The organism is Acinetobacter sp. MD2 (genome assembly GCF_035615575.1).
Classification (GTDB): domain Bacteria; phylum Pseudomonadota; class Gammaproteobacteria; order Pseudomonadales; family Moraxellaceae; genus Acinetobacter.
In genome coordinates this window covers 449,832-462,628 of sequence record NZ_VTDK01000001.1, presented here as the reverse complement: position 1 = coordinate 462,628, position 12,797 = coordinate 449,832, and the positions used below count along the sequence as shown (strand labels likewise).

Annotated in this window: 10 protein-coding genes; 7 read left to right on the top strand and 3 right to left on the bottom strand. The window is 39.0% G+C overall.

Annotation, left to right across the window (positions count from 1 at the left end; translation table 11 throughout):
• The first annotated feature begins 343 nt into the window (after positions 1–343).
• Positions 344–1,717, top strand: a complete 1,374-nt coding sequence (gene gabP, locus FXN70_RS02190; RefSeq protein WP_324645780.1) for a GABA permease — start codon at positions 344–346, stop codon at positions 1,715–1,717.
• 108 nt (positions 1,718–1,825) lie between these two features.
• Here the strand turns inward: gabP and FXN70_RS02185 are convergent, their stop codons facing one another.
• Both FXN70_RS02185 and FXN70_RS02180 read right to left on the bottom strand, forming a co-directional pair.
• Positions 1,826–2,551, bottom strand: a complete 726-nt coding sequence (locus tag FXN70_RS02185; protein ID WP_324645778.1) for a UDP-2,3-diacylglucosamine diphosphatase — start codon at positions 2,549–2,551, stop codon at positions 1,826–1,828.
• Between the two features lie 17 nt (positions 2,552–2,568).
• Positions 2,569–3,078, bottom strand: coding sequence for a peptidylprolyl isomerase (locus FXN70_RS02180; protein ID WP_324645776.1), 510 nt, complete (start codon positions 3,076–3,078; stop codon positions 2,569–2,571).
• Between the two features lie 164 nt (positions 3,079–3,242).
• Between FXN70_RS02180 and FXN70_RS02175 the strand changes: the two genes are divergently transcribed.
• Positions 3,243–4,970, top strand: coding sequence for a glutamine--tRNA ligase/YqeY domain fusion protein (locus tag FXN70_RS02175; RefSeq protein ID WP_324645774.1), 1,728 nt, complete (start codon positions 3,243–3,245; stop codon positions 4,968–4,970).
• Positions 4,971–5,097: 127 nt separating this feature from the next.
• On the opposite strand, the gene rpsT is transcribed toward FXN70_RS02175, so the two are convergent.
• A complete protein-coding gene (gene rpsT, locus FXN70_RS02170; RefSeq protein WP_324645773.1) occupies positions 5,098–5,364 on the bottom strand; it encodes a 30S ribosomal protein S20 in 267 nt (88 codons plus the stop codon).
• Between the two features lie 230 nt (positions 5,365–5,594).
• On the opposite strand from rpsT, the gene FXN70_RS02165 reads away from it, so the two are divergent.
• The 5 genes from FXN70_RS02165 (at position 5,595) to FXN70_RS02145 (ending at position 12,549) form a co-directional block, all read left to right on the top strand.
• The gene (locus FXN70_RS02165; RefSeq protein WP_324645771.1) at positions 5,595–6,260 is read left to right on the top strand and encodes a nucleoside-diphosphate sugar epimerase; all 666 of its coding nucleotides are present in this window, start codon (positions 5,595–5,597) and stop codon (positions 6,258–6,260) included.
• Positions 6,257–6,760: a ribonuclease E activity regulator RraA gene (gene rraA / locus FXN70_RS02160; protein ID WP_324645769.1), complete on the top strand. Its 504-nt coding sequence runs from the start codon at positions 6,257–6,259 to the stop codon at positions 6,758–6,760. Before FXN70_RS02165 ends, rraA begins: the two co-directional genes overlap by 4 nt.
• A 235-nt stretch (positions 6,761–6,995) precedes the next feature.
• Positions 6,996–10,460 (top strand): transcription-repair coupling factor, encoded by a 3,465-nt coding sequence (mfd, locus tag FXN70_RS02155; protein ID WP_420714350.1) that lies wholly within the window; start codon positions 6,996–6,998, stop codon positions 10,458–10,460.
• 177 nt (positions 10,461–10,637) lie between these two features.
• Positions 10,638–11,072 carry an HIT domain-containing protein gene (locus FXN70_RS02150; RefSeq protein ID WP_324646054.1) on the top strand — a complete coding sequence of 145 codons (435 nt, stop codon included), beginning with the start codon at positions 10,638–10,640 and terminating at the stop codon, positions 11,070–11,072.
• 37 nt (positions 11,073–11,109) lie between these two features.
• On the top strand, positions 11,110–12,549 hold the full coding sequence (locus FXN70_RS02145) for an adenylate/guanylate cyclase domain-containing protein (RefSeq protein WP_324645768.1): 1,440 nt from the start codon (positions 11,110–11,112) through the stop codon (positions 12,547–12,549).
• The last annotated feature ends 248 nt before the right edge of the window (positions 12,550–12,797 follow it).

Here is a 12,797-nt window from a genome sequence, read left to right as displayed (position 1 = left end):
TTTATATTTTTAATTAATATAAATCAGTACTTTATTTTTTAATACATAATATTTTGGTTGAAAATAAAAACAAAAAAAGGAGTATAATCTGAGTTTTTATCTAAAAACTATGCAGATTATAGTGAGTTACTCGTCAAATTGTTTGTAATGATTGCTTTTCTAGTGTTTTTCTAAAGGAATATAGGTAAAGCATTAGATGCAATAAACAGGGAATTATCGATTTAACCAAGCAAAATAAACATATTTTTAAACTGTACCTTTGCACAGGTCAAATTGAATTTCCGTAATCGTTTGGCGATATAAATAAATCTTATTCAAGATAAGATTGTAAAGGGTTCGTTTTATGGAAAATGCCGCCTTAGCGCAAGGTCTTAAAAATAGACATGTCACAATGTTGTCAATTGCAGGGGCAATTGGCGCAGGTTTATTTGTTGGCTCAGGCCATGCAATTGCTTCGGCAGGGCCTGCTGTACTTATTTCTTATTTAATTGCAGGAACATTGGTTGTTTTGGTGATGCGAATGTTGTCTGAAATGGCAGTTGCACAACCAGATAGTGGTTCATTTTCAACTTATGCCGACCGCGCCATTGGAAAGTGGGCGGGTTTTACCATTGGGTGGTTGTATTGGTGGTTTTGGGTTTTAGTTATTCCTTTTGAAGCCAATGCAGCAGCGGCAATTATTCACTCGTGGATGCCAACCGCTCCAATTTGGTTACTCGCATTTTTAATTACTGCGGCTCTAACGATTACAAACTTATTTAGTGTTAAAAATTACGGTGAATTTGAATTTTGGCTAGCAACGGTAAAAGTCTGTTCAATCATTGTCTTTATTGTTGTGGGCTGTGCTGCAATTTTTGGCATTTCACCGAACCCTCAGGTGAGTGGTATTCAGCATTTATATAACAGTGGTGGTTTCTTACCAACAGGTTGGGGCACTGTGATTGCGGCAATCTTAACAACTATGTTCTCTTTTATGGGTTCTGAAATTGTCACAATTGCTGCAAGTGAATCAAAAGATCCAGAAAAGCAAATTACTAAAGCAACAAATTCGGTGATTTGGCGGATTGCACTATTTTATTTGGTATCGATTTTTATTGTGGTCAGTCTTGTGCCATGGAATGATCCGCGTTTGTCAAGCATGGGTTCTTATCAAACAGTTTTACAAATTTTGAATATTCCACATGCTAAACTGATTGTTGATATTGTAGTTTTAACTGCTGTAACCAGTTGTTTAAACTCAGCATTATATACTGCTTCACGGATGTTATTTTCACTGTCAAAGCGTGGTGATGCACCAAAAATTGCACAAAAATTAAGTGCAAACCATACACCTGTTGCAGCGGTTCTGCTTTCTACTTTGGTTGCATTTTTATGTACTTTTGCGAACTATGCTGCACCTGCCGAAGTGTTTAGTTTTTTATTGGACAGTTCAGGTGCAATTGCGTTGTTGGTTTACTTGGTGATTGCTTGTTCGCAACTTAGAATGCGTAAGCAATTGATTCAAGAAGGTAAGCCATTACGTATGAAAATGTGGTTGTTTCCGTATTTGACTTGGGCGGTGATCATTTTCATTGTTATTGCTTTGACAATTATGGCATTTGATCCAAAACACACCCATGAAATCACCTCGACAGGTATTTTATCATTATTGGTGGTTATTTCAGGGATTTGGGTGACGAAGCGACATAAGCGACAGCAGGCAATAATGCAATCATAATACTGTAAGACATGAGGCTTTTGCCTCATGTTTTTATTTAGAAAGATTATTTATGTTATGCAATTTCATGCTTGCAAAGCATATTTTCTGAAATTAAGAACAATTAAGTTAAAACTGCCAAGCAAAAAAACGTAGATCACCTTGTGCAGAAATTTCTAAAATCATGGCCTCAGCAGGATTTTCTCGCCAGTCACCTAACACAATCCGTTGTTGATTGGCACTCAATTGGTGTATTGCAGGACGATGGGTGTGTCCATGAATTAAATAGTCTATATGTGCGGGCATAGCACTTTTAACTGCATTATTGTTGACATCCATGATGCTATAACTTTTATTTTTTTGGGCAGAGGTACTTTTTTTACGAAAACCTTGCGCTAAATTTTGGCGAAATGATAGAGGTGTTTTCTTTAATAGCCTAAGTAAAAAAGGATTGCGAATGATCTTTTTAAAGCGTTGATAAGCAATATCATCGGTGCATAGTGCATCGCCATGTTCAAGGCGATAATGCTGTCCTGCAATGTCTAAAAAGTAAGTGTCAGGCAGTAAAATCCCTGCAAATTGATCTAAAAAAGTTTGTCCTAAGGCAAAATCACGGTTACCCGCTTGAAAGTAAATTTGATTGCCATGCGCATTAAATTTTTTTAAAGCTATCACAATTTCATCGAGCCATGGGCTGGTAAAATCGTCACCAATCCACGTATTAAACCAATCCCCTAAAATATAGAGTTGAGTCTGTTGGTCCCGATATTTTTCAAGCAGCGCAAAAAACCCTCGAACAAGTCGAGGGTGTTCTGGTGACAAATGTAAATCTGCAATAAACAGATAAGTCGTCACAATATTTTAACCTACAATTATTCAGCAATAATTGTTGCAGTTTCAATGACAACGTTTTCTAAAGGAACATCTGCATGGTAACCACGGTTGCCAGTGCGAACGCCTTTAATTTGTTCAACAATGTCTAAGCCTTCAACTACTTTACCAAATACAGCATAGCCCCAACCTTGTGTGGTTTTGCCAGAATGGTTTAAGAATGAGTTATTTTTCACGTTAATGAAAAATTGAGCAGAAGCTGAGTGCGGTGCTTGAGTACGTGCCATGGCAATTGTACCTGCATCGTTGGTTAAGCCATTGTCTGCTTCGTTTTCAATTGAATCACGTGTTTCTTTTTCTTTGAAGTTTTCGTCAAAGCCACCGCCTTGGATCATGAAGCCATCAATCACGCGGTGAAAGATTACGCCGTTGTAAAAACCATCACGAACATATTCTAAAAAGTTGGCTACTGTTTTAGGCGCTTTTTCGCTGTTCAGCTCAAGAACAATACGACCTTTGTTGGTATTTAATTCAACTTGAGGAAAACTCATTCCATAATCTCCTAGACATGGCAAAAAGCCATGGGTTTTTGTTGAGAGAAGCATAAGCAAACTGTAAACTACATAGCAAGTATAAACGTTATTTTCTTTGTTAAAAAACTCTGATCGCGTTTTAATTATCCTAATTTGTTTTTAAATAGAAGTGATTTAACCCTATGAAGCCGACTGATGTTGTTTCAACTCTGCCTAATCCACCGACATCGAACCATTCCACACCTGTCGAAGCCACGCAGCAAGAACAACAAGCAGGCTTAGATTTTATTCGTCAGGTCATCACCCAAGACGTTGCTGAAGGCAAAACCCAGACTGTTATAACGCGTTTTCCACCAGAACCAAATGGTTATTTGCACATTGGTCATGTTAAAGCCATTTGTTTAAACTTTGGTATTGCTCAAGAATACAACGGTTACTGTAATTTACGTTTTGATGACACCAATCCTGATGCTGAAGAACAAGAATATGTGGATGGTATTGCCAACGACGTAAAATGGCTAGGTTTTAACTGGCAAGGAGAACCTTGTTATGCCTCGAGTTATTTCGACCAATTATATGCGTGGGCAGTGCAATTAATTGAACAAGGCGATGCCTATGTTGATTTACAAAGCCCGGAAGAAATTCGCTTAAATCGTGGTAATTTTGTTGAAGTGGGTGCAAATTCACCATATCGTGATGCGTCAATTGAAGAAAACTTAGCGCGTTTTGAACAAATGCGTGATGGTACTTTCAAAGAAGGTCAAGCGGTGCTGCGTGCTAAAATTGACATGGCAAGCCCGAATGTCCACATGCGCGACCCAATTTTGTACCGTGTGTTGCATTCTGAGCATCACCAAACGGGTGATAAATGGAAAATGTACCCAATGTATGACTATGCACATCCATTGTCAGATGCGATTGAAGGCGTAACCCATTCATTGTGTACCTTAGAATTCCAAGATCATCGTGCATTTTACGATTGGGTGATTGCGAAAGTTCATTCGCCTGCTGTGCCACGTCAGTATGAATCTTCTCGTTTAAATATTGATTACACCATTACCTCTAAGCGTAAATTACGCCGTTTAGTTGAAGGTGGTTTTGTTAATGGATGGGACGACCCACGTATGCCAACGGTGGTGGGAATGCGCCGCCGTGGTTATACGCCTGAAGGTTTACGCGATTTTTGTAAGCGCGTTGGTGTGTCTAAAACCGATGGTATTGTTGATGTGGCTATGCTTGAGTTCTGTATCCGTCAATCGTTAGAAAATACGGCTGCACGTGGTATGGCAGTATTAAATCCACTCAAAGTTACTTTAACCAATTTGCCTGAAGATTTAGATTTAACCCATTCTCGTCATCCAAATGTCGACATGGGCGAACGTGTCATCCCACTCACCAAAGAAATTTATATCGACCGTAAAGACTTTGAAGAAGTTCCACCGAAAGGCTTTAAACGCTTAACTGTTGATGGTGAAGTGCGTTTACGCCATGCTTATGTGGTGAAATGTGATGAAGTGGTTAAAGATGAAAACGGCGAAATTATTGAGCTTAAATGTTCAATTGATCCTGAAACTTTAGGCAAAAACCCTGAAGGGCGCAAAGTAAAAGGCGTGATTCATTGGGTATCTGCAAGTAAAGGCGTGCCTGCCGAAGTTCGTATTTACGACCGCTTGTTTAGCGAAGCTGACCCAGAAACGGGTGATGATTTCCTAGATAATTTAAATCCAAATTCATTACAAGTTTTACACGCCTTTGTTGAACCTGCATTGGCGTTGGCAAATCCTGAAGATCGTTTCCAATTTGAGCGTGAAGGCTATTTTGTGGCAGACTGTTACGATCACAGTGCAGAAAAACCTGTGTTTAACCGTATCTTAGATTTAAAAGACAGCTTTAAGCCTGAGAAGAAATAATTGTTTTGAATGATGAAAAGTGGGGGCTTTGGCTCCCATTTTTTTGTTTTTTTATTGGTATGGTGACTGTTTCATAAAATTTAGACCATAAAAAAGCCCCATCAGGGGCTTTTCTTAATGCAATCGCTTAAGCTGCTAAAGCTTTAACTTGTGCATTTAAGCGGCTCTTGTGACGAGCAGCTTTGTTTTTATGGATGATGCCTTTGTCAGCCAAACGGTCGATAACAGGAACAGCTTTTTTGAAAGCTTCTGTCGCAACAGCGTGGTCACCAGTAGCAATTGCACTTACAGTACGTTTGATGTAAGTACGAACCATAGAACGCAAGCTTGCGTTGTGTTTACGCGCTTTAACGTTTTGACGCGCACGTTTTTTTGCCTGAGCAGAGTTTGCCACTCTTGCACTCCTTAAATAGATTGGTCTGGGCGGGCTGAAACAGATTGAAGTGATTCAATTTGCTTGAACCAGCCCGTAAACAAGTGCGTTATTTTGATAAAACATTGCTCGGAAGTCAAGTATTATCAAGGTTTGATCTGGTTTAGATGTAAAAAAAGAACAAAAATTGTGCAAAAATAGGGCGTTAAAATTGTAAAATCATAAAAAACAAACAATGTGGGGAATGTGGTATGAAGCGTGCAATCATTATTGGTGCAACGGGATTGGTTGGAAGGAAACTGGTTGAGTTGTTGCTCACTTCAAACGACTACAAACAAGTTACGCTTATTGTTCGAAAATTTCAGCAACAATATGCTGGAATTTCAAAAGTGCAGCAAATCGTATTAGCTAATTTCCTTATGCTAAAGCCTGAAGATGTAGAAGGTTATAGTCATGCTTTTAGCTGTTTGGGAACAACCCTAAAACAGGCAAAATCAAAACAATGTTTTTATGAAACTGATTACGGCATTAACATGCATTTTGCACAACTTTTGCAACAAAGTTCAGCACATTATCTTCTAATTAGTGCGGCAGGTGCATCCGTGCAATCACCTTTCTTTTATACTCGGGTGAAAGGTGAGTTAGAGCGTGATGTCCAAGCCTTGAATTTGGCAAAAATTTCATTTTTACGCCCGTCATTATTGATTGGTGAGCATGCCGATACACGTTTATTTGAAAAATTAGCACAATCGGCATTTTTGTTGACTGAAAAGTATTTACCAAAGCGTTATAAGCATAAACCTGTGACGGCTATGCAAGTGGCTCAAACTTTGGTCGCGGCGGCAGCTACACAAGTTGAAGCATGTAAAATTTATGATAATTTAGAGATTCAATATTTTTCGAGTAACATCTTATGACTTCATTTGTGACCTGTGATGTATTGGATGATTATCCAGATCGAAATATTCAAGTCATTTCGCCGTATTTAAATGGCTATACGTTTAAGCGCTATGGCAAGGTTGCAAGCTTTGCAGGTGAAATTGTCACTGTGCAGTGTTTTGAAGATAACTCACGGGTGAAAGAAATCTTGGCGACAGAGGGTGCAGGGAAAGTCTTGATTGTTGATGGTGCAGCATCAATGAATTGTGCCTTAATGGGTGATTTAATTGCAGCATCTGCGGTCAAAAATCATTGGAATGGTGTGATCATTTATGGCTGTGTGCGTGATGTAGATGTACTTGCAACCTTGGAGCTTGGTATTTTTGCTTTGGCAGCGACACCGCGCAAGAGTAATCGCCAAGGTCTGGGCGAAGTCAATGTCAATATTCAATTTGGCGATGTAAATATTGCATCGGGACAATATGTCTATGCCGATAATAACGGTATTTTAATTGTGGATCAGCCGTTGATTAAATAATAAAGGCAGTAAGTATTGCTCTTTTATGCTGCATTTTTATTTGAACCATTTCTTTAATGTAAGAAGAAGTATGATTTACATAATGACGTTGTTTTGAGTATATTTTAATTTTGCTTTATTCAGAAAAAGAAACTATTGAAATGTTAGCAAAAGAAAATTAAGCAATTGCGCTGAACAGATAAAAATAGACGTGTTACTATTTGAGTCATCTAAAAACAGGTGATTGCGACGCTCCATGTCTATTTTTTCTAAGCAAATTCAATTACTCAACCTAGAAAAATTTAAACAACATGAAAAACGCTGGGTTGGTGGGTTATTAGGCTCGGCCAGTGCATTACTGTTTAAAGAGATTGCGCAACAATCGACAGGGTTATTTGTATTGATTGCCCGAAATAATCAGCATTTGGCGCAACTCGAAAGCGAATTTGAATTTTATGGTTTAAAGCCAACGATTTTCCCCGATTGGGAAATTTTACCGTACGACCGTTTATCTCCTCATCAAGATATTGTGTCTGAACGCTTGGCAATTTTATCTGATATGCCCAAAAATGGAGTTTTATTGGTATCTGCAACCACATTTGCACAGCGTGTTTCGCCGGTGTCTTGGGTCTTGGGTGAGCATTTTAATATTCAGGTTGGGCAAAAGTTTAATGCCGAACAACAAAAAAAGCGTTTAATCCAAGCGGGTTATCAATTGGTGGATACGGTTTATGATCACGGCGAGTTTGCAGTGCGTGGCAGTATCATGGATATTTATGCATCAGGGCAATCAGCGCCGATTCGTATTGATTTGTTTGATGATGAAGTGGATACGCTGAAATTTTTTGACCCAGAAACTCAGCGTACGACGCAAAATTTAACTGAATTTCGGGTTCTGCCTGCGAAAGAGTTTCCATTAAAAGATGCACGCGCAACGTTTCGAGAACGCTACGCTGAAAAATTCCCAACTGCAAATCCAAAGAAAAATCCAATTTATCAAGATGTATTAGAAGGCATTGCATCATCAGGTTTAGAATTTTATTCTCCATTATTTTTTACAGCCGCACAAATGGAAAATGAGAGCTGTTTAAGCGATTATTTCCCTGCCAATACTATTATTGTCGCAACAGATGATTTAGATGCAACCTTGCTACAATTTTGGCAGGATGTGATGCGCCGTTATGAAGACCGCAGGCACAATATCGATCAGCCGATTTTAGCGCCAGATGAGCTGTTTTTAGCACCGCAACAACTCGCGCAGCAGTTAAATCGTTTTCGACGGATGGTGGTTTCAGCCGAAACACTTGCAGATAAAGCAGGAACGGTCAATTTAAATACTTTAGCACCACCGCAGTTGGCTGTGGATGCAAAGTCGGAATACCCATTTCATAAAATTAAAAGCTATGTCGATGCCGCCAATTATCCTGTGTTATTTGTGGCGGAAAGTGCAGGGCGCCGTGAAACTTTAAAAGATGCGTTACGTTCAAGTTTTGGCGATATTCCACAAGTTAGCTCTTTTGCTGACTTTGTGCAGTCGAATTATTCGGTTGCGATTACCAATGCGCCTTTAGATCGCGGGTTATTGCTTCATGATCAATTGGCGATTATTTCTGAAAATCAGTTGTATGAACACCGCGTGGTGCAACGCCGTAAGAAGCGCCAGCAAGAAATTTCAGAAGAATTTTTGGTACGCAGTTTAACTGAATTAAACATTGGTGCGCCTGTGGTGCATTTAGATCATGGAGTGGGACGCTATGCAGGTTTGGTAACGTTAACCATTGATGAACAAGAACATGAATTTTTACAGCTCAATTATGCCGATGAAGCCAAAATTTATGTGCCTGTATCGAACTTAAATTTAATTAGCCGATATAGTGGCGGCGACCCTGATCTAGCGCCATTACATAAATTGGGTAGTGACCAATGGAGTAAAGCCAAACGCAAAGCCTTAGAGCAAATTCATGATGTTGCTGCGGAATTATTACATATTCAAGCGCGTAGACAAGCCAAACCAGGTTATGGATTTGAGCTTGATCAGCGTTTATACATGCAGTTTTCTAGTGGCTTTGCGTATGAAGAAACTTTAGACCAAGCCAATGCGATTGATGCAACTTTACACGATATGCAACTTGCAAAACCAATGGACCGTTTGGTGTGTGGTGATGTTGGTTTTGGTAAAACCGAAGTGGCAATGCGGGCAGCGTTTGTTGCAGTGCAAAATAGTCGTCAAGTTGCCGTGTTGGTGCCAACGACCTTGTTGGCACAGCAACATTATGAGTCATTTAAAGACCGTTTTGCTGATTGGCCAATTCGCGTCGAAGTCTTATCACGCTTTGGCTCTAGCAAAAGCCATAATGCTACCATTGAAGATTTGGCAGCAGGTAAAGTCGATATTGTGATTGGAACCCATAAAATTTTGCAAGAGAACATTCAATTTAAGCAGTTGGGCTTAATGATTGTTGATGAAGAACATCGTTTTGGTGTGCGTGACAAAGAGCGTATTAAAGCTTTGCGTGCCGATGTGGATATGCTAACACTCACTGCAACGCCAATTCCACGCACCTTAAATATGTCGTTTAGCGGCATGCGTGATTTGTCGATTATTGCCACACCACCGGCACGGCGTTTGGCAGTGAAAACCTTTGTGCAAGAAGAAACCAATGAGACCATTAAAGAAGCAATTTTACGTGAATTACTGCGTGGTGGTCAGGTGTATTTCTTACATAATGAAGTGGATACCATTGAGCGCACCGCTGAAAATATTCGCAATTTAGTGCCTGAAGCGCGTGTGGCTGTCGCACATGGGCAAATGCGAGAGCGTGAACTTGAACAAGTCATGCAGCAGTTCTATCACAAAGAATATAATGTTTTGGTGTGTTCAACCATTGTTGAAACAGGGATTGATGTACCAAATGCCAATACCATTATTATTGAACGTGCTGATAAGTTAGGCTTGGCACAATTGCACCAATTGCGTGGGCGAGTGGGGCGTTCGCATCATCAAGCTTATGCTTATTTGCTTGTTCCATCCATTAAAGGGTTAAAAGGCGATGCCGAAAAACGCCTTGATGCGATTCAGCGTGCCTCAACGCTTGGTGCGGGCTTTATGTTGGCAACGGAAGATTTAGAAATTCGTGGCGCGGGTGAATTACTCGGTGAAAAACAAAGTGGTTCTATGCAGGCAATTGGTTATAGCTTGTATATGGAAATGTTAGAAAAAGCCACCAAAGCCATTCAAAAAGGCAAAACGCCGAATTTTGATGCGCCGTTAAGTCTAACTGCCGAAATTAACTTACATATGCCTGCGCTAATTCCTGATGAATACTTGGGTGATGTACATCAGCGCTTATTGTTTTATAAACGCATTAGTAATGCCAGTAGCGCAGAGAAACTGGCCAATATTCGCATGGAATTAATTGACCGTTTTGGTATTTTGCCTGTTGCGGTGAAGCAATTATTTAGTGTGCATGATATTCGCCTACAAGCTGAGAACTTAGGTGTCACTAAAATTGATCTTCATCAAAATGGGGGGTATATCGAATTTTCCCCTGAAACTCCTGTGCAGGCGATCAGTATTATTCAAATGATGCAGAAACAACCGACCTATTTTAGAATGGAGGGTGGTCAGCGTTTAAAAGTACTGCTGAGACTAGAAGAATACGACAAACGTATCCGCTTTATTCAAGATTTACTGGTGCAGCTTCAGCGAGATATTACCTAATGCTAGCTTGATGAAGCATAATTTTTAAGTGATGGTGAAACAAAAGGAATGTTGAAGTTGGCATTCCTTTTGTTTATGAGCAATTAAGCATACAAAAGCTTACACAGTTCATATTCATGTGAAATTGGATATGATAGTATGAAGCCACTTTTCGTTATTTTTACGATATATAAAGATATGTTTAGCTTACATCCGCAATTAGCCCAAGATACTTTTCTTGTGGGCGATTTTCCATTATCGACATGCCGTTTAATGAACGACATGCAGTTCCCTTGGTTGATTTTGATTCCACGTGTGCCTGGCGTGACCGAACTATATGAGTTAAGCCCAGCCGATCAAGAACAATTTTTACGTGAGTCAAGTTGGTTGTCGAGCCAATTGTCGCGTGTTTTCCGTGCCGATAAAATGAATGTCGCTGCTTTAGGTAACATGGTGCCACAATTACATTTTCATCACATTGTACGTTATCAAAATGACAGCGCTTGGCCAAAACCAGTATGGGGTGCACCCGCTGTACCTTATAGCAATGATGTATTGGCACATATGCGTCAAACGCTCATGCTAGCACTTCGTGGTCAAGGTGATATGCCATTTGATTGGCGTATGGACTAAAATCACTTGCATAATGTTGCGTAGAGGTTAGGCAAAAGTGCCATTTGAGCGAATAATAAAAAATAAGCGACATCAGGAAAGTATTTTTCGGCTTATGGCATATCTGATGCTTTCTTTTGCTGTGCTCTTATATTACTTTTCTTTGCCTCTAAATGTGCAGCATTATGTTGTATTTCTCTTTTTTGCTATTGTTTTTCTAATTAATCAATTTTTATATCATTTTGCAAAGCAGTGGACGGTGGAGCAAGTTCGGCCCACTATTTTTATCTTAGATTTAGCCGTTGTTGCCGCAGCTTTAGCTGCAACACATTGTTCGTTGGTGTTTTGTGGTTTAGCCTTAATCTGTATTTTTTATGTGAGTACGGTTTATAAAATTGATTATATTAATTTTAGTATTGCTGCGCTAATTGCAATTTTTGTATTTTATTTGAGCGGTTATTTCTTTTATGGTTTTGATTATTACTTTAATCAAGGTAGTTCGCTTTTAACCATTTATAGCCTTGCCTGTTTTGGTTTATGTATTGGATTGCTTCATTATTATAATCGTATGCAAATACAGGAGTTAATTTCAACAAAAAATTATTATCAAGAGCAAATGAATCGTTATGTGATGTTTGCTAATCAGCTTAGTCGTTATGCACCTTTGCAGTTGTGGCAATCGATTATGCGTGGCGATACACAAGCAAAAATTGATTATAAACGTAAAAAAATGACAGTATTTTTTGCAGATGTAATTGGTTTTACCCAATTGGCAGAAAAATTAATCCCTGATGATTTAGCTTTTGTTTTAAATGATTATTTAAGCCATATGGCTGGTATTGCCAAGCGCTATGAAGGCACTTTAGATAAGTTTATTGGCGATGGGATGCTAATCTTTTTTGGTGACCCACAGTCGAGTGGTGTCGAGCAAGATGCGAAAAATTGTGTTGAAATGGCACTGGCCATGCGTCAACAAATGCATTTTTTGCGCGAACGCTGGTTAAAAATGGGCTTCCCTGAACTGCATATTCGTATGGGGGTGAGTACAGGATATTGCCACGTTGGAAATTATGGTTCAGATGACCGAATGTCATATACCTTAATTGGTCACGATGTTAACTTAGCGGCACGTTTACAAGCGGCTGCAAGCCCTGACGAAATTTTGATCTCGGATTCCACCTATAAATTAATTAAACATGATTTTATTTGTGTTCCTAAAGAACCAATGCAACTTAAAGGTTTAAGTGAAGCAATTGATACATGGCAGATTATGGATAAATATACTGGTGTGTATTCAGATTTACAGCAATGGTTTGATTATGAATATAAGGGCTTCCATTTGTTGCTTAATCTAGAAGAAGTTCAACATTACGAATATCAACAATTGATTGATGTATTGGAAAAAATGATTGTTCGTATTCAGCAGCAGCAAGCATTTACCGAAGGGACAGAGCAGTTATATTTAACAGAAGATAATATTCAGAACGAAGATCAATAATTTAAGATTTTTTGTATTGAAAATTTGAGCTGAATTATTATTTTTATAGAAATTTGAAATATTAATTGCTAATGCATTTAAACGATGATATTACCTAAATAACATTATTGCAGCGTACATCACGGGTTATTTGGCTTATTCCCTAAACTTGTATCATGTGGCGCAAATAATGACCGATCGATATGGTGAATCACTTGCGATCACGTGATTAAATTCGATTACAATCGGAAAAAACCAGTATAAGAATC

Excerpts from the sequence above, each read along its gene's own strand:
- gabP (WP_324645780.1), top strand. The coding sequence starts at position 344 with ATGGAAAATGCCGCCTTAGCGCAAGGTCTTAAAAATAGACATGTCACA.
- FXN70_RS02180 (WP_324645776.1), bottom strand. The coding sequence starts at position 3,078 with ATGAGTTTTCCTCAAGTTGAATTAAATACCAACAAAGGTCGTATTGTT.
- FXN70_RS02175 (WP_324645774.1), top strand. The coding sequence starts at position 3,243 with ATGAAGCCGACTGATGTTGTTTCAACTCTGCCTAATCCACCGACATCG.
- FXN70_RS02165 (WP_324645771.1), top strand. The coding sequence starts at position 5,595 with ATGAAGCGTGCAATCATTATTGGTGCAACGGGATTGGTTGGAAGGAAA.
- rraA (WP_324645769.1), top strand. The coding sequence starts at position 6,257 with ATGACTTCATTTGTGACCTGTGATGTATTGGATGATTATCCAGATCGA.
- mfd (WP_420714350.1), top strand. The coding sequence starts at position 6,996 with ATGTCTATTTTTTCTAAGCAAATTCAATTACTCAACCTAGAAAAATTT.
- FXN70_RS02150 (WP_324646054.1), top strand. The coding sequence starts at position 10,638 with ATGTTTAGCTTACATCCGCAATTAGCCCAAGATACTTTTCTTGTGGGC.